The following is an 18258-nucleotide window of genomic DNA, read 5'->3' as shown; positions in this document are numbered from 1 at the left end:
CTGCCTTCACCCAGCGCGCCAATGAAAACGCCGACCGTTCCCGCATCGTGGTCGGTGAAGCGTCAGGCAGCGTAGTGGCGTTGATCGACGAAGTGGCCAGCGCCACCCACAAGGTCGAAAGCATGCAGCAGGATGCCCAGCGCATCACCGAAATCCTCGGCGTGATCGGCGCCATTGCCGGCCAGACCAACCTGCTGGCACTCAATGCCGCCATCGAAGCAGCGCGGGCCGGTGAACAGGGTCGCGGTTTTGCCGTGGTGGCGGACGAAGTGCGTGCCCTCGCCGCCCGCACCCAGGCCAGCACCTCGGAAATCAACGAGATGTTGAGCCGTCTGACCCAAGGCGTCAGTTCGTCGGTCAGCGCCATGGAAAACACCCAGGCCAGTTGCCAGTCGGCCGCCGATGCCACCACCCGGGTCAACAGCGGGCTGGACGAAATGGCCGGTGCGGTCAGCCACATCAACAGCCTCAGCACCCAGATCGCCACCGCCGCGGAACAGCAAAGCGCGGTCACCGAAGAGATCAACCGCAGCATGGTGCAGATCCGCCACATGGTCGATGAACTGGTGGAAAGCGGCCAGGCCAGCGAACTCAACACCCGCCAGTTGCTGGAAGCCAATAGCCGGGTGAGCGCGATCATGGGCCGCTTCAAGGTTCGCTGACCGTTTTGTCATCTTGCGCTCAGTGGCCTGTCAGCTTTGATCTACGATCATGTTGGCAGGCCTGCCTCGTATCACTTGGAAACACTCCGTTGATGCCAGGCAGGAAAAACCGGTCAAAATGCCTTCCTTTTTGACCGTTCTTCCTCTGAGCCGAGAGCCCTCCATGCGAAACCATCTGCGTCTGGCCGCCCTGAGCGCGCTGTTCATTTCCTCCCTGGCGCAAGCCGCCGACCTTATCCCGATCGAAGTCCACCGCGACGCCAACTGTGGCTGCTGCAAAAAGTGGATCAGCCATCTGGAAGCCAATGGCTTCAAGGTCGAAGACCACGTCGAAAGCGACATGAGCAGCTTCAAGCAGCAGCACGGCGTGCCGCCGCGTCTGGCGTCCTGCCACACCGCGATCATCAACGGCAAATTCGTCGAAGGCCATGTTCCGGCGGAACAGGTGCTGGCCCTGAGCAAGCGTGACGACCTGCTGGGCGTCGCCGCGCCGGGCATGCCGATGGGCTCGCCGGGCATGGAAATGGACGGCATGAGCGACGCCTATCAAGTGATCGGCCTGAAGAAAGACGGCGCCGACGTGGTGGTGGCGGATTACCCGGCCCATTGATGACGGCGGGTTATCTCGGGCTGTTCATGGCCGCGTTTGGTGCGGCGACCCTGTTGCCGCTGCAATCGGAAGCCGTGCTGGTCGGGCTGCTGGTCAGCGATCGTTACTGGCTTTGGGGCCTGCTGGCCGTGGCGACGCTGGGCAATGTCCTCGGTTCGCTGGTGAACTGGTGGCTGGGGCGCCGTCTGGAACGATTTCAGGATCGGCGCTGGTTTCCGGTCAGCCCCAGGCATATGGAGCGCGCCCGTGCTCACTATCAGCGTTACGGTCACTGGTCGCTGCTGCTCAGTTGGTTGCCGGTGATCGGCGATCCGCTGACGTTGATCGCCGGGGTCATGCGCGAACCTCTCGGGCGATTCCTGTTGATCGTCACTCTCGCCAAAGGCGCCCGCTACGGGGTGCTGGCGATGCTCACCCTGGGCTGGCTCGGTTGAACGATCGGGCCCGGGGATTGCCTGTGTTTAACGTCGACCTAATCCGGCCGTTCCAGCATCGGCCGATTTCTTGTGGAGTTGTCCTATGTCTGTGTCGCTGACCCGCTGGCTACCCGGCCTGTTGCTGACCGCCGCCCTGCCCCTGCTTGCTCACGCCGAAGGGCCGCAATACGGCCCGGAACTGCAAGGTTTCGATTATCCCTACACCCTCAAGCACTTTGCCTTTCAGTCCCAGGGCAAGTCGCTGCAGATGGGTTACATGGACGTCGCCGCCTACGGCAAGGCCAACGGGCGCACCGTGGTGCTGATGCACGGCAAGAATTTTTGCGGCGCGACCTGGGACAGTTCGATCAAGGCCCTGAGCGAAGCCGGTTACCGGGTGGTTGCCCCGGATCAGATCGGTTTCTGTACCTCCAGCAAACCCGATCATTACCAGTACACCTTCCAGCAACTGGCAGCCAACACTCAGCAGCTGCTCAAGGCGCTGGGCATCCAGAAAGCCACCCTGCTCGGCCACTCCACGGGCGGTATGCTCGCCACCCGTTATGCGCTGCAATATCCGGATCAGGTCGAGCAACTGGCGCTGGTCAATCCGATCGGTCTGGAAGACTGGAAAGCCCTCGGCGTGCCTTATCGCAGCGTCGATCAGTGGTATCAGCGCGAACTGAAAGTCACCGCGCAGGGCATCCGCGACTATGAACGCACGACCTATTACGACGGTCGCTGGAAACCCGAATTCGACCGTTGGGTGGACATGCTCGCCGGCCTGAGCAACGGCCCGGGCAAGACTCAGGTCGCATGGAACTCGGCGCTGATCTACGACATGATCTTCACCCAGCCGGTGTACTACGAGTTCAAGGACCTGAAGATGCCGACCCTGCTGCTGATCGGCACCTCCGACACCACCGCCATCGGCAAGGACATCGCGCCGCCCGAAGTGAAGGCTAAAATCGGTAACTACGACGTGCTGGGCAAGCAGGTAGCGAAACTGATTCCTCAGTCCACGCTGGTGGAATTCCCCGGCATGGGCCACGCCCCGCAGATGGAAGAGCCGGCGAAATTCCACGAGGCACTGCTCGGCTGGCTGGACAAAACCAATCCCGTTCGTTGAAGAGGTAACGCTGATGGCGGTGCAGATTGCGGTGATCGATGACTGGCAGGACGTCGCGCGGGGCGTAGTTGACTGGTCGATGCTCGACAGTCTCGGCGAAGTCACCTTCGTCCATGAGTACCCGGCGGACAACGCCACGCTGGCCGAGCGTCTGGGCCGGTTCGAGGTGATCTGCGTGATGCGCGAACGCACGCGCTTCGATGAAGACCTGCTCAAACGCTTGCCGAACCTGAAGCTGCTGGTCACCGGCGGCATGCGCAACGCGGCGCTGGATATGCCGGCCGCCGCCCGTCTCGGGATCAAGGTCTGCGGCACCGACAGCTACAAGCACGCGGCGCCGGAACTGACCTGGGCGCTGATCATGGCTGCCACCCGCAATCTGGTGAACGAGGCCAACGCTCTGCGCGCCGGTCAGTGGCAGCAAGGCCTCGGTGGCGACCTGCACGGCAAGACCCTCGGCATTCTCGGGCTCGGTAGTATCGGCCAGCGGGTGGCGCAGTTCGGTCAGGTGTTCGGCATGCGTGTGATCGCCTGGAGCGAAAACCTCACCGCCGAGCGCGCTGAACAGGCCGGTGTCACCTATGTCAGCAAGCAGCAGTTGTTCGAACAGGCTGACGTACTGTCGGTGCACCTGGTGCTCAGCGATCGCAGCCGGGGTCTGGTCGATGCGCAGGCGCTGGACTGGATGAAGCCGACCGCCCTGCTGGTCAACACGGCGCGCGGGCCGATTGTCGATGAAGCGGCGCTGATCAAGGCCTTGCAGAAACAGCGCATCAGCGGTGCGGCCCTCGACGTGTTCGATCAGGAACCGCTGCCGGCACTGCACCCGTTTCGCACCCTCGACAACGTGCTGGCCACGCCCCATGTCGGGTATGTCAGCCGCCAGAACTATGAGCTGTTCTTTTCGCAGATGATCGAAGACATTCAGGCCTGGTCAACCGGAGAACCCGTGCGCCTGCTCAACTGAGCCTGCTCACCTTCGCGGGCAATTCCTGCCCGCGAGGCAGCACCCGCTGACCACCTGCCAACACAAGTGTCCGCACCGCAACAGTGCATTCGCACGTTTCCGGCGCCCGAAATCGTGACCGCCCGGTCACCATTTTGCATCATCGACGTCGCCTGACATGCACTTCGTCGGGGCGCACCCCCTCCCGAAGCCACGGATTTCGTGAGCCTGCAACAGATTGTCGAACAATTCATCCGATCGCCCTGGCCCGCTCTAGGATCTGGCCTAGACTGGATTTCGCGGGGTAAAACCGGCCGGTCACAAAGTCAAAAATTCGTCGAAACTTTTGCAGATCGCGGCGGGTCATCTGATAGGCAGGGCCAAAGCGACTGGTTCAAGTCTTGCAATGGCCACCTCACCCATTCTGCTTGCACGTGTCGGGTAGTGTTTGCTCACCGATGCGTGGCGTGTTTGCGCCCGGCCACAGGACCTGGCCATGGACATCGCATGTTCAAGACAAGAATCAGATCAAAAAGACGGGAGATTCATATGATCAGTGCGGCATTGGAAATTCAGGGAGAACGGGCTCATCAGCCGATGGGTGAATCGAGCACTTTAAGCGTTCCCGGCAGCCGATCGATCAGCGTCCCGATCACCAAGACACTGACGCCGATAGCCAGTCAGAACCCCAACAAGAAAAAAGTATTGTTCGTGACCTCGGAAATCGCCGACCTGGTAAAGACCGGCGGTCTGGGAGACGTTTCTGCCGCCCTGCCCCGTGCAATGGCGCATCTGCACGACGTCCGGGTGTTGATCCCGGGTTACCCGCAAGTCATGAACAGCGAGAATCCGATCCACATCATCGGCGAACTGGGTGGCCACGCCGCGCTGCCGCCCTGCAAGATCGGGCGCATGGACATGCCCGACGGTCTGGTCATTTATGTGTTGATCTGCCCTGAACTGTACGCCCGTGACGGTGGCCCGTACGGCGCCAACAATGGTCGCGACTGGCCGGACAACCATATCCGTTTCGCCCGTCTGGGTCTGGCCGCCGCCGATATCGCCGCCAACCTCGCGCAAATCCACTGGTGCCCGGATCTGGTGCATGCCCACGACTGGCCGGCCGGTCTCGCGCCTGCCTACATGCACTGGCGCGGGCAACGCACGCCGACCCTGTTCACCATTCATAACCTGGCCTATCAAGGCGTGACCAGCCTCGGCTCTTGCCCGGAGCTCGGGATTCCCGCCCATGCCCTGCAACAGGAAGGCATGGAGTTCTACGGCAAGATGTCGTTCCTCAAGGCCGGCATGGCTTATTCGAGCCACATCACCACGGTCAGTGCCACTTACGCGCAGGAAATCACTACCCCGGATTTCGGCTGCGGTCTCGACGGTTTTCTCGCCGCCAAGACCCAGCAAGGCTTGCTCAGCGGCATTCCCAACGGCATCGATGAGAGCTGGGACGCTGCCACCGACCCGCACCTGTTCGCGCCATTTGCCATCGGCGACTGGGAAGGCAAGGCCATCAACGCCGCCCACGTGCGCGAATTGTTCGGCCTGAACGAGTCCGAAGGTCCTCTGTTTGCAGTGGTCTCGCGACTGGTCTATCAAAAAGGCCTGGACCTGACCGAAGCGGTGTCGGAATACATCGTGCAGAACGGTGGCCAGATCGCGATCATCGGCCGTGGCGAGCCTGAAGAAGAACAGGCCATGCGTGAACTGGCGCTGCGCTTCCCCGGCCAGATCGGCGTGCGCATCGGCTTCAATGAAACCGACGCCCGACGCATGTTCGCCGGCAGCGATTTCCTGCTGATGCCATCGCGTTATGAACCGTGCGGTCTGAGCCAGATGTACGCCCAGCGTTTCGGCTCGCTGCCGGTGGCGCGCAACACCGGCGGGCTGGCCGACACCATCGAAAACGGTGTTACCGGTTTCCTGTTCAATGAATCCACCGCCGACAGCTACCGCGAGGCCCTGAGCCGAGCGTTCAAGGTGTTTGCCTTTCCCGAACTGCTCAACGCCATGCGTTGCCGGGCGATGGCCGCACCCTTCAACTGGTGCAAGGCAGTCGAACCTTACGCCGAACTCTACGAACGACTGGTGGCCAAGGCGCTGGGTAAAACGCACCACAAATAACCAGGGAGGTTTTCAACGATGCCGTCACGGACACCTGAAAGCTGGCCCCACGGCGCGATCATGCTGGATGCCGAGCACACCCAATTCGCGCTGTGGGCGCCGGATGCATTTTACGTCAGCGTCGAGCTGGACAACGGCCAGTCCCTGCCCATGCTGCCCCAGGGCGAGGGCTGGTTTGTCATCAAGACCCGCTGCCCTGCCGGCAGCCGCTACCGTTTCAACATCGATGGCGAACTGGAGGTCCCCGACCCGGCCTCCAGGGCGCAGGACGGTGATCTCGACCGCCACAGCGTGGTGGTCGATCCGCACCGTTATTCCTGGCGCAACACCACGTGGCAAGGGCGCCCCTGGAATGAAGCGGTCATTTATGAACTGCATGTCGGCGCGCTCGGCGGATTTGCCGAAGTCGAGCAGCATCTCTCACGCCTCGCGGAGCTCGGCATCACCGCCATTGAACTGATGCCGATCGCGCAGTTTCCCGGCGATCGCAATTGGGGCTACGACGGCGTGTTGCATTACGCGCCACAAGCCAGTTATGGCACACCTGAACAACTCAAACATTTGATCGACAGCGCCCACGGTTATGGCCTGGCGGTGATCCTCGACGTGGTCTACAACCACTTCGGCCCCGACGGCAATTACCTGCATCGCTACGCCAAAGGCTTTTTTCGCGAAGACAAGCACACCCCATGGGGCGCGGCCATCGATTTTCGCCGTCGGGAAGTGCGGGACTTCTTCGTCGAAAACGCCTTGATGTGGCTGCTGGAATACCGTTTCGACGGCTTGCGCCTGGATGCGGTGCATGCCATCGAAAGCCCCGACTTTTTGCCGGAACTCGCACGTCGCATACGTCAGCAGATCGACCCGTCCCGGCATGTGTGGCTGACCATCGAAAACGAACTCAACCAGTCCAGCCTGCTTGAGGAAAATTACGACGCGCAGTGGAACGACGATGGCCACAACGCCCTGCATGTATTACTGACCGGTGAAACCGACGCCTACTACGCGGACTATGCACTGCAACCCACCGAACAACTGGCCCGCTGCCTGAGCCAGGGTTTCGTGTTTCAGGGTCATATCACGCGCCACGGCGAACCCCGTGGCGAGCCAAGCGAGCATCTGCCATCCACTGCTTTCGTGTTGTTCCTGCAAAATCACGACCAGATCGGCAATCGCGCCTTCGGCGAGCGCCTGCATCAATTGGCCGAGCCGCGCGCGGTGGATGCTGCGACAGCGTTGTTGCTGCTGTCGCCGATGATTCCCCTGATGTTCATGGGCGATGAATACGCGGCCCAACAGCCATTTCTGTTCTTCACCAGCCACCATGGCGAACTGGCGAAACTGGTGCGCCAAGGTCGGCGTAATGAGTTCGCGGCATTCAGTGCCTTCTCGGATCCGCACAAGCGTGAACAGATTCCCGACCCCAACGCCGAGCAGACCTTTCACGCCTCACAACCGCGCCTGACGGGTAACGGCACGCCTCGGCAACAGGCGACGCTGGCGTTGTATCGCCAGCTTCTGCAACTGCGCCATCAATACATCATTCCCAACCTGTCCGGCACTCAAGCCCTCGGCGCCCAAGTGCTGGGGCCTGGCGCCGTCAGCGCACGCTGGCGCCTGGGCGATGGCAGCGAGCTGCGAATCGACCTGAACCTCAGCGATACGCCAGTGGTCAACCTTCCACAGACCGAGTCGGTGTGGCTGTTTCGCCAGCCACCCGACACAGGCCTGTTGGATGAGGGGCAACTGCCCCCGTATTGCGCGCTCGTCAGCCTCACGGCCGCAACCCCTTTGCCCCCCTTGGATGGAGAGCGCCTATGAGTGATGCGCAACTGGAAATTCTCGCCAGCCGAGCCGGCCTTGCCGTCGACTGGATCGACGCCAACGGGCGAGCGCAAAAAGTCGCCCCGGCGGTGCTGCGCAATGTGCTGATCGGCCTCGGTCACCCGGCCGGAACGGCTCAGGAAATCGACGCCAGCCTGCTCGAACTGCAACAGGTACAGGAAAATCGCCAGCTGCCCCCGCTGCTCACTGCCGATGTCGGCGTGGGCGTGGATCTGGCTCGCTATTTCGAACCCGAGACCCCTTGCGAAATTCACCTGGAAGACGGCTCGCGCCTGAGTCTCAAGCTGGATGCCGAGTCCGTATTGCCCGGCGAGATACCGGTCGGCTATCAGCAAGTGCACATCGCCGATCAGCAATTCACCCTGGCCGTGGCACCGGAACGCTGCTTCAGCGTAGGTGATGCCGTGGACAGCCCGATCCCGCGCGCGTGGGGCCTGAGCGTGCAGCTTTATGGACTGCGCCGCGCCGGCGATGGCGGTTTCGGCGACACCCAGGCCCTGGAAGAACTGGCCCGGGTGGCCGGTGAACGTGGCGCCGATGCCTTGGCGATCAGCCCGCTGCACGCGATGTTCAGCGCCGACACCGGGCGCTACAGCCCTTACTCGCCGTCCAGTCGGCTGTTTCTCAACCCGCTGTACGCCGCACCGGGCGCGATCCTCGGCGAGCGCGCGCTGCGCGATGCGATTGACGCGGCCGGGCTGACCGAGCAGTTCGAGCAACTGGAAAACCTGAAACTGATCGACTGGCCGAAAGCGGCCGACGCCAAACTGAAACTGCTGCAAGCCTTGTACGACGGCTTCATAAGCGGCGAACACCCGTTGCACGCCGACTTCTCCAGCTTTCGTGATGCCGGCGGCGAAGCGCTGGAAAACCACTGCCGCTTCGAAGCCATCCAGGAAATGCGCGCGGCCCGTGGCGAGAGCCTCGACTGGCGCCAATGGCCGGAGCACTGGCACGACCCGCGCGGCGCTGCCCTCGGCGCATTTGCCGAGGAATACGCCGAGCGCATCAGCTACTTCGCGTTCTGCCAATGGTTGATCCACCGCTGCCTGGAGCGCGCCCAGACCGCCGCCCGCAGCGCCGGCATGGGTATCGGCCTGATCGCCGACCTGGCGGTGGGTGCCGACGGTGCCGGCAGCCAGGCCTGGAGTTTTCAGGACGAGTTGCTCGCCTCGCTGACCGTCGGCGCGCCGCCGGACATCCTCAATCGCTCAGGCCAGGGCTGGGGCATTTCCGCGTTTTCCCCGGAAGGTCTGGTGCGCAACGGCTTTCGTGCGTTCATCGACATGCTGCGCGCCAACTTCGCCCACGCCGGCGGGCTGCGCATCGACCATGTCATGGGCCTGCAACGGCTGTGGGTGATTCCCAACGGCGCGGTCCCGGCGGACGGCGCCTACCTGTATTACCCGGTGGATGACCTGCTGCGTCTGCTGACCCTCGAATCCCATCGTCATCAAGCGATCGTGCTTGGCGAAGACCTCGGCACCGTGCCCGATGGCCTGCGGGAAAAACTCATCGCCCGCGCCATGCTTGGCATGCGCGTGCTGTTGTTCGAGCAGGACAACACCCATTTCAAACCGATCCTCGACTGGCCGGACAACGCCCTGGCCACCACCAGCACCCACGATCTGCCGACCCTCAACGGCTGGTGGCACGGCCGCGACATCGACTGGAATGCGCGACTGGGACTGATCGACGCCAACGGCGAAATCGACTGGCGCCGTTACCGCGAACGGGAGCGTGAAGGCCTGCGCAATGCCCTGAGCCAGGACCCGCAAAACTTTCGCGAGGAATCCCACGAGGCCGATCAGGTGGTCGACGCCGCGGTGCGTTTCCTCGGCCACACCCGTGCGCCGCTGGTGCTGCTGCCGTTGGAAGATGCGCTGGGGCTTGACGAGCAGGCCAACCTGCCCGGCACCATCGACACCCACCCCAACTGGTCGCGCCGCTTGCCGGCCACCAGTGAGACGCTGCTCGACGGTGTCGACGCCGCAAGACGCCTGGAACTATTGGCGTGTGCCCGCCTTCAGGCAGCCGAGCGTGACCAATGAGTGCATTGCCTATCCAGACCCTGCGCGCCACGGTTCGCCTGCAATTTCACCGAGGCTTCACCCTTGATCAGGCGGTGCCGCTGGTGCCGTATTTCTCTCGACTCGGCATCAGCCACATTTATGCCTCGCCGCTGCTGGCCGCGCGCGCCGGCTCCATGCATGGCTACGACGTGGTCGATCCGACCCGGGTCAATCCGGAACTCGGCGGCGAACCAGCCTTGCGTCGTCTGGTCGCCAGCCTGCGCGAGCACGGCATGGGGCTGATCCTCGACATCGTCTCCAATCACATGGCGGTCGGTGGCGGTGACAACCCGTGGTGGCTCGACTTGCTGGAATGGGGCCGACTGAGCCCCTACGGCGAGTTCTTCGACATTCAGTGGCACTCGCCCGACCCGCTGATGGAAGGCCAGTTGCTGCTGCCGTTTCTCGGCAGCGACTACGGTGTCGCATTGCAGGACGCGACTCTGCCGCTGCTGTTCAATGCCGAGAGCGGCACTTTCCATGTCGAGCATTACGAGCATCACTTCCCGATCTGCCCTACTGATTACGGCGAACTGCTCAGATCCAATGACGCCCCGAACGATACGCTCAATGCGCTCGCCGACCGTTTCAGTACGCTGAGCTATCAGACCGACGCCCGCGCGCTGGCCCTGCCGCTCAAGGAAGAACTCCAGCAACTGGCCAGCGACCCGCACATTCTGCAAGCCATTGAGCGCAACCTGACGCACTACGATTCGAAGACCGGAGAAGGTTTTCAGCGCCTGCACCAATTGCTGGAACGGCAAAGCTATCGCCTGGCGAGCTGGCGCACGGCGGCGGATGACATCAACTGGCGGCGCTTCTTCGACATCAACGAACTCGGCGGTTTAAGGGTCGAGCGTCCGGCAGTGTTCGAGGCCACCCACGGCAAGATCTTCCAGTTGATCGGCGAAGGCCTGATTGACGGCCTGCGCATCGACCACATTGACGGCCTCGCCGACCCGCGCGGCTACTGCCGCAAGCTGCGCCGTCGTCTTGACCATCTGGCGCCGGGCCGGCACTTGCCGATTTACGTCGAGAAGATTCTCGGCGACGGCGAAACCCTGCCCACCGACTGGTCCGTGGACGGCAGCACCGGTTATGAATTCATGAACCAGTTGTCGCTGTTGCAACACGACCCGGACGGTGAACATGTGCTCGGCGACTTGTGGCAACGCCGCACCGAGCGCTCGGCCGCGTTCATCGAAGAAGCGCAACTGGCGCGCCAGCAGATCCTCAACGGTTCGCTGGCCAGCGATTGCGAAAGCGTTGCTCAGGCCCTGCTGCAAGTGGCGCGCGACGACCTGATGACCCGCGACCTCACGCTCGGCTCAATCCGCCGTGTGTTGCAGGCGTTGATCGTGCACTTCCCGGTCTATCGCACCTACATCACCCCGATGGGCCGCTCGGCGCGCGACGAGGTGTTTTTCCAGCAGGCCATGGACGGTGCGCGGCAGACATTGAGCGAAGCCGATTGGCCAGTACTGGACTCCGTAGCCGGTTGGCTTGGCGGCCAGCCATGGCGGCGCAAACCTCGTGGTCGCTCGCGCAAGATTCTGAAGCACGCCTGCGTGCGCTTTCAGCAGCTCACTTCCCCGGCCGCCGCCAAAGCGGTGGAAGACACCGCGCTGTATCGCTCGGCGGTGCTGCTGTCGCGCAATGACGTCGGTTACAACACCGAGCAGTTCAGTGCGCCGGTCAGCGACTTTCACGCGGTGAACCAGCAACGTCTGGCGAGCTTCCCGGACAACCTGCTGGCCACCGCCACCCACGACCACAAACGCGGCGAAGACACCCGCGCGCGACTGGCCGTACTCAGCGAACGCAGCCACTGGTACGTCGAGCAGATCGAGCTGTGGCGCGCCCTCGCCCGGCCGCTGCGCCATGACGATCAGTTGCCGTCGTCGGCGGACGAATTGATCCTCTATCAGGCGCTGCTCGGCAGCTGGCCGCTGGACTTGCATGACGACGATCAGGCCGGGTTTGCCGATTACGCCAAGCGTGTCTGGCAGTGGCAGCAGAAAGCCCTGCGCGAAGCCAAGCTGCAAAGCAGCTGGAGTGCGCCGAACGAGGCTTACGAAAACGCCGCTCAAGCGTTCACCGAACAATTGCTGCTGGCTCCCGAAGGAGAACTGCTGCGCGGGGCGCTGGCCAAGACCGTCAACAGCATCGCGGCGGCCGGCGCCCTCAACGGTCTGGCGCAAACCTTGCTGCGCATGACCGTGCCGGGGGTGCCGGATCTGTATCAGGGCAACGAGTTCTGGGATTTCAGCCTGGTCGATCCGGACAACCGGCGGCCAGTCGACTATGCCGCCAGGCAGCAGGCGCTGGAAGCACCAGGGCCGGTTCAGGAACTGTTGGAGAACTGGCGCGACGGGCGAATCAAGCAAGCATTGATCGCCGAGGTGCTGCGCCTGCGCGCCGACGACACCGAGTTGTTTCGCCGTGGTTCGTACCAGGCCCTCGAGGTACTGGGCAGCCAGGCGCACAACGTGCTCGCGTTTGCCCGCGAGCATGGGGAGCGACGGATCATCGTGATCGTGCCGATCCGTTGCGCAACATTGTTGGAAAACAGTGCTGTGCCGATGGTTGATGCGCTGCGCTGGGGCGATACACGGGTGGTTTTACCGTTCGACGCCTCTAACGAAAATCTGAAGGGACTTTTTTCGAGCACCGCAGTCACAAAAAACAGGGAGCTGCAGGTCAGCGCCGCGCTGGGGGATTTCCCGGTCAATCTGCTTATCCAACACGTCTAGCAGCATGAGTTCAGTTCAGGAGCATTGCGATGAGTACCGACGATAAACGCATCCGCGAATTCGCCTATCAGATCTGGGAATCGGAAGGTAAACCCGAGGGCCAGGACGCCCGCCACTGGGAGATGGCGCGCAAACTGGCCGAAGCCGAGGCATTGGCGCCGAAAAAATCGCCGAAGGCTGCCGGCAGTAAAACCGCCGGCAAGACCACCACCAGCAAAGCTGTCGAGGGCAAGGCAACTGCCGCCAAACCCAAGGCCACGACGGCCAAGGCCAAGCCTGCCGGTGCCGCCAAAGTGATTCCCCCGGGCGAAAAAGCCGCCGAGAAAAAGCCCCGCGCGCCGCGCAAGCCGCCTGCGGTCTGACGCTCCCCGAACCATTGATTTGAATAACCGTGTGGCGGGTTCGCTCGCCACCGAGGGCTTACTCGTCCTCGAAAAACATCTACCCCCCGATTTTTTGCAGGAGCACCTATGACCCGTCCAAAGAAAGCCGAGCCCGCCGCGCACGCCGAACCCTCGCGCATCCGTGAAGGCCTGCCCTTCCCGCTCGGCGCGACCTGGGATGGTCTGGGGGTGAACTTTGCGCTGTTTTCCGCCAACGCCACCCGCGTTGAACTGTGCATTTTCGACGATGCCGGCGAAGTTGAACTCGAACGCATCGAACTGCCGGAATACACCGATGAGATCTACCACGGCTATCTGCCCGATGCACATCCGGGCCTGATCTACGGCTACCGGGTCTATGGCCCGTACGACCCGGCCAACGGCCACCGCTTCAATCACAACAAGTTGCTGATCGACCCCTACGCCAAGCAGTTAGTGGGCGAGTTGAAATGGTCCGAGGCGCTGTTCGGCTACACCATCGGCCATCCGGACGCCGATCTCAGCTTCGACGAGCGCGACAGCGCGCCTTTCGTTCCCAAGTGCAAGGTCATCGACCCGGCCCACACCTGGGGCCACGACCACCGCGTCAGCGTGCCGTGGGACAAGACCATCATTTACGAGACCCATGTGCGCGGCATCAGCATGCGCCACCCTTCGGTGCCGGAAAATGTGCGTGGCACGTTTGCCGGGCTGATGGTCGACGATGTGCTTGAACACATCCGCAAACTGGGTGTGTCGACCGTCGAACTGTTGCCGATCCACGCTTTCGTCAACGACCAGCACCTGCTGCACAAAGGCATGACCAATTACTGGGGCTACAACAGCATCGCGTTCTTCGCCCCGGATCCGCGCTATCTGGCCAGCGGCAAGATCGCCGAGTTCAAGGAGATGGTCGCGCACCTGCACGACGCCAATCTCGAAGTGATTCTCGACGTGGTCTACAACCACACCGCCGAAGGCAACGAGCAAGGCCCGACCCTGTCGATGCGCGGGATCGACAACGCCTCGTACTACCGCTTGATGCCGGACGACAAGCGCTTCTACATCAACGATTCCGGCACCGGCAACACCCTCGACCTGAGCCATCCGTGTGTGCTGCAGATGGTCACCGACTCGCTGCGCTACTGGGCCAGCGAAATGCACGTCGACGGTTTCCGTTTCGATCTGGCGACCATCCTCGGCCGTTATCACGACGGTTTCGATGAACGCCACAGCTTCCTCGTGGCCTGCCGCCAGGACCCGGTCCTGCGCCAGGTGAAAATGATCGCCGAGCCTTGGGACTGTGGTCCCGGCGGCTATCAGGTGGGCAAGTTCCCGCCGGGCTGGGTCGAGTGGAACGACAAGTTCCGCGACACGGTGCGCGCGTTCTGGAAAGGCGACGACGGCCAGCTCGCCGACTTCGCCAGCCGCATGACCGCGTCCGGAGAAATGTTCAACCAGCGCGGTCGCCGGCCTTATTCGTCGGTGAATTTCGTCACTGCTCATGACGGCTTTACCCTCAACGACCTGGTGTCCTACAACGACAAGCACAACGAGGCCAACGACGAAAACAATCAGGACGGCAGCAACAACAACCTGTCCTGGAACCACGGCGTCGAAGGGCCCACCGACGACCCGGAAATCAACGCGCTACGCCACCGGCAGATGCGCAACTTCTTCGCCACCCTGCTGTTGTCACAGGGCACACCGATGATCGTGGCCGGCGACGAATTCGCCCGCACCCAGGACGGCAACAACAATGCCTACTGCCAGGACAGCGAAATCGGCTGGGTCAACTGGGACCTGAGCGAGGACGGCAAGGCGCTGCTGAAATTCGTCAAACGCCTGATCAAGTTGCGCCTGGCGTATCCGATCCTGCGCCGCGGGCGTTTCCTGGTCGGCGAATACAACGAAGACATCGGCGTCAAGGACGTGACCTGGCTTGCGCCGGACGCCACCGAAATGACCACCGAGCACTGGCATGATGCGCAGAACCGCTGCATGGGCATGCTGCTCGACGGTCGTGCCCAGGAAACCGGGATTCGCCGCAAGGGTGGCGACGCCACGCTGCTGCTGGTAGTCAACGCCCATCACGACATCGTCAACTTCACCTTGCCGGAAGTACCCGAGGGCAGTTTCTGGACGTGCATGATCGATACCAACCAGCCAGCGATCCGTGGCCAGGAGCGTTTCGAGTTCGGTCATGAGTACTCGGTCACCGGACGCTCGCTGCTGCTGTTTGAACTGCAACGTGAAGAAGAGGACTGACATGGACTTGTCCGCCTATCTCTCACGGCATGCCAGGGACTACCGCGACACGGCTGCTCTTGGTCTGTGTTTGCGGCAAATGGTCGAAGCCGGCCTCGATCGCCTGCCGTTGCCCGGCAGCGGTCGTACGCTGGAGCGCTGGCAACGGCTGTCCGAGGTCGGCGGGCATGATCTGGGGCTGTGCAAACTCTACGAAGGCCATACCGATGCCTTGGCGATCATCGAGCAACTCGGTGGCTCGCCGACGCCCGGCAGTACGTGGGGCATGTGGGCGGCCGAACCACCGCAGGCGCGGGTTCGGGTCAGCCGTTCGGGACATATGGTGCAGCTGGATGGGCGCAAGGCCTGGTGTTCCGGGGCGGCGGTGCTCAGCCACGCCCTGCTGACGGCATGGGATGAGGAGGATCGTCAGCAACTGGTCGCAGTGGCGCTCGATCAACCGGGCGTCACCGTCACCGATCAGGGCTGGCAAGCGGTCGGCATGGCGGCCACCGGCAGTGTCGAGGTGCTGTTTGACGAGGTCGAGGCTCAGGCGATCGGTGAGCCTGGCGACTACCTGCAACGGCCGGGATTCTGGCAGGGCGGGATCGGAATCGCCGCGTGCTGGTACGGCGCCGCCAGGGAGATCGGCGAACGCTTGCACCTGCACTGTGCGCGGCGTGAAGAGCCCCACGCGCTGGCCAGTCTCGGCGCCGTCGACAGCGCCTTGCACGGCGCAGCTCAAGCGCTGCGCGTCAGTGCTCTGGACATCGACAGCGATCCCCACGGCAACGCCGAGTTGCTGGCCCGCCGTGTTCGCGCCGTGGTCGAGGATGCCGCCGAACAGGTAATCCGCGAGACCGGTCGGGCACTTGGGGCCGGGCCGTTCTGCAAGGATCCGCACTTCGCCCGGCTGATGGCCGATTTGCCGGTGTATCTGCGTCAGAGCCACGCCGAACGTGATCTGGCGGCACTGGGCCAACTGATTGCACAGCAACCGCGCGAGGGTTGGGCCCTATGAAGCGCAATCCGATCGTCGGCGAAGGAACCTCCCTGCACGAATGGCAGGGCTCACGCCATCTGGCAGCGGTAGACAGTGTCGACATTCTCGACTTGGTACCACCGGGATCGCGGGCGGTGGTGATCGCGCCGCATCCGGACGACGAGGTGCTCGGTTGCGGCGGACTGTTGCAAGGGCTCGCAGCGGCGGGACGCACCCTGCAATTGATTTCGGTCACCGATGGCAGCGCCAGTCATCCGGGCTCGGAGCGCTGGCCGGTGGAGCGCCTGAGCGTCGTGCGCCCGCAGGAATCCGCCGAAGCCCTGCGCCGCCTCGGACTGCCCATGCACCAGTTGCAGTGGCTGCGCGGCGGCTTCCCCGACACCCGGGTCGCCGCGCGCGAGTCGATGTTGTGTGACTACCTGACCCGCTACCTGCAAGCCGATGACGTGATCTTCACCACCTGGCGCGAAGACGGCCACAGCGACCACGAAGCCGTAGGCCGCGCCAGCGTCGAAGCGGCTCGGCGCGTGGGCGCGATTTGCCATGAGCTGCCGGTCTGGACCTGGCACTGGGCAACCCCGGAAGACGCCCTCGTGCCCTGGGAGCGGGCGCGCAAGATTCTGCTCAGCCCGGAGCAAATCGCACGCAAGCGTCACGCGGTGCACGCCTTCGCCAGCCAGCTGGAAGGCGATCCCGAAGCAGGACTGGCTCCGGTGCTCGCGCCCTACGTCATTGATCGACTGCTGCAACCTTTCGAGGTGGTCTTCTTATGAGTGTCGAAGATCGCTACTTCGAAGGCCTGTTCGCGGGCAATAACGATCCCTGGGGATTTCGCCAGCGCTGGTATGAGCAGCGCAAACGCCTCGTGACCCTGGCAGCACTGCCCCGCCCGCATTACCGGACGATCTTCGAACCCGGTTGCGCCAACGGCGAACTGAGCGCCGCGCTGGCCGAACGCTGTGATCGGCTGTTGTGCTGCGACACCAGCGCCGCCGCGGTCAATCTGGCGCGCACCCGGCTGAGCCTGTTCGACCACGCCGACGTCCGTCAATGTCGGTTGCCTGGCGATTGGCCGGCGGAAAAATACGACCTGATCGTATTCAGCGAAATCGGCTACTACCTTGACCGGGAGGATCTGACGGAAGTCATCCGTTGCATCAGCGATTCGTTGGCGGCGGACGGTCAATTACTGGCCTGTCACTGGCGCCCGCCCATCGAAGGCTGCCCGCTCAATGCACGACAGGTTCACGACCTGATTCACGAACAGTTGCACCTGCCGCGACTGGTCCTGCATCAGGAAGCGGATTTTCTGCTGGAAGTCTGGAGTCGCGAACCGCGTTCGGTGGCCGCACTGGAGGGTTTGCGATGATTGGCATCCTGATCCCGGCACACAACGAAGAAGAGTGGCTCGATGACTGCCTGCTCGCCGCCTTGCGCGCCGCCGAGCATCCGATGCTGGCCGGTGAACCGGTGGAGGTCCTGGTGGTGCTCGACAGTTGCACCGACCGCTCGGCGCTCATCGTCAGCCAGTACCCCGTGCGGGCGCTGAGCATCGAGGCGCGCAACGTCGGCCAGGCGCGGGCCATCGGCGCTCAACAATTGCTTGAGCGCGGTGCGCGCTGGATCTCCTGCTCGGATGCCGACAGCCGCGTCGCCGAGGACTGGCTGGTGCAGCAACTGGGGCTGGGCACCGATGCCGTATGCGGCACGGTGACGGTCGAGCAGTGGCATGACACGTTCGATGAGGCCGCACAGATTCGCTATCACGGTCATTACCAGGCCTGCGAAGGACACCGACACATCCATGGCGCCAATCTGGGCGTCAGTGCGCAAGCCTACGTGCGCGCCGGCGGCTTCGAACCGTTGTCCTGTGACGAAGATGTGCAGCTGGTGCGCCAACTGGAGCGTTCAGGGGCCAGCATCGCCTGGAGCCATCGCCCGCAAGTCATCACCAGCGCCCGTCTGGATAGTCGTGCACGGGGTGGTTTTGGCGACTATCTGCGACAGTTGGCACAGACTGAATAAAAAAAAGCGGATCAGATTGATCTGTGACGCGACGAACCGCCCGTCTTGAGCA

Annotated in this window: 14 protein-coding genes and 1 pseudogene; all 15 read left to right on the top strand. The window is 62.9% G+C overall.

All coding sequences use genetic code 11. The features are described from left to right. Window positions 1-134 precede the first annotated feature (134 nt). Window positions 135-662: pseudogene (locus CAF77_RS29645) on the top strand (methyl-accepting chemotaxis protein); the annotation flags it as partial. A gap of 163 nt (window positions 663-825) precedes the next feature. After that, complete coding sequence (locus CAF77_RS04180; RefSeq protein ID WP_007957572.1) at window positions 826-1272, top strand: DUF411 domain-containing protein; 447 nt, start codon at window positions 826-828, stop codon at window positions 1270-1272. Further along, the gene (locus CAF77_RS04175; RefSeq protein ID WP_064381798.1) at window positions 1272-1706 is read left to right on the top strand and encodes a YqaA family protein; all 435 of its coding nucleotides are present in this window, start codon (window positions 1272-1274) and stop codon (window positions 1704-1706) included. The genes CAF77_RS04180 and CAF77_RS04175 overlap by 1 nt, the downstream gene beginning before the upstream one ends. A gap of 85 nt (window positions 1707-1791) precedes the next feature. Further along, a complete protein-coding gene (locus CAF77_RS04170) occupies window positions 1792-2817 on the top strand; it encodes an alpha/beta fold hydrolase (RefSeq protein ID WP_064381799.1) in 1026 nt (341 codons plus the stop codon). A 13-nt stretch (window positions 2818-2830) separates the two neighbouring features. After that, complete coding sequence (locus CAF77_RS04165; RefSeq protein ID WP_064381800.1) at window positions 2831-3784, top strand: D-2-hydroxyacid dehydrogenase family protein; 954 nt, start codon at window positions 2831-2833, stop codon at window positions 3782-3784. 528 nt (window positions 3785-4312) lie between these two features. Further along, the gene (glgA, locus tag CAF77_RS04160) at window positions 4313-5899 is read left to right on the top strand and encodes a glycogen synthase GlgA (RefSeq protein ID WP_064381801.1); all 1587 of its coding nucleotides are present in this window, start codon (window positions 4313-4315) and stop codon (window positions 5897-5899) included. 18 nt (window positions 5900-5917) lie between these two features. Next, window positions 5918-7720, top strand: a complete 1803-nt coding sequence (gene treZ, locus CAF77_RS04155) for a malto-oligosyltrehalose trehalohydrolase (RefSeq protein WP_064381802.1) — start codon at window positions 5918-5920, stop codon at window positions 7718-7720. Continuing rightward, window positions 7717-9795: a 4-alpha-glucanotransferase gene (malQ, locus tag CAF77_RS04150; RefSeq protein ID WP_064381803.1), complete on the top strand. Its 2079-nt coding sequence runs from the start codon at window positions 7717-7719 to the stop codon at window positions 9793-9795. The genes treZ and malQ overlap by 4 nt, the downstream gene beginning before the upstream one ends. Next, window positions 9792-12569 carry a malto-oligosyltrehalose synthase gene (locus CAF77_RS04145; RefSeq protein WP_064381804.1) on the top strand — a complete coding sequence of 926 codons (2778 nt, stop codon included), beginning with the start codon at window positions 9792-9794 and terminating at the stop codon, window positions 12567-12569. The genes malQ and CAF77_RS04145 overlap by 4 nt, the downstream gene beginning before the upstream one ends. 29 nt (window positions 12570-12598) lie before the next feature. Then, window positions 12599-12931 carry a DUF2934 domain-containing protein gene (locus CAF77_RS04140; protein WP_064381805.1) on the top strand — a complete coding sequence of 111 codons (333 nt, stop codon included), beginning with the start codon at window positions 12599-12601 and terminating at the stop codon, window positions 12929-12931. A 108-nt stretch (window positions 12932-13039) separates the two neighbouring features. Then, entirely contained in the window at window positions 13040-15199 is a 2160-nt protein-coding gene (gene glgX, locus CAF77_RS04135) for a glycogen debranching protein GlgX (RefSeq protein ID WP_064381806.1), read from the top strand. 1 nt (window position 15200) lies between these two features. Beyond that, complete coding sequence (locus CAF77_RS04130) at window positions 15201-16199, top strand: acyl-CoA dehydrogenase family protein (protein WP_064381807.1); 999 nt, start codon at window positions 15201-15203, stop codon at window positions 16197-16199. Further along, a complete protein-coding gene (locus tag CAF77_RS04125) occupies window positions 16196-16954 on the top strand; it encodes a PIG-L deacetylase family protein (RefSeq protein WP_064381808.1) in 759 nt (252 codons plus the stop codon). The genes CAF77_RS04130 and CAF77_RS04125 overlap by 4 nt, the downstream gene beginning before the upstream one ends. Continuing rightward, on the top strand, window positions 16951-17550 hold the full coding sequence (locus CAF77_RS04120) for a class I SAM-dependent methyltransferase (protein ID WP_064381809.1): 600 nt from the start codon (window positions 16951-16953) through the stop codon (window positions 17548-17550). Before CAF77_RS04125 ends, CAF77_RS04120 begins: the two co-directional genes overlap by 4 nt. Next, window positions 17547-18206, top strand: coding sequence for a glycosyltransferase family 2 protein (locus CAF77_RS04115; protein WP_064381810.1), 660 nt, complete (start codon window positions 17547-17549; stop codon window positions 18204-18206). The genes CAF77_RS04120 and CAF77_RS04115 overlap by 4 nt, the downstream gene beginning before the upstream one ends. Window positions 18207-18258: the final 52 nt, after the last annotated feature.

The sequence above is a fragment of the Pseudomonas sp. R15(2017) genome (genome assembly GCF_002112685.1).
In the GTDB taxonomy this organism is placed as follows: Bacteria; Pseudomonadota; Gammaproteobacteria; order Pseudomonadales; family Pseudomonadaceae; genus Aquipseudomonas; species Aquipseudomonas glycinae.
Note: the sequence above shows the minus strand (reverse complement) of the source record. Positions and strands in the feature narration are given on the sequence as shown.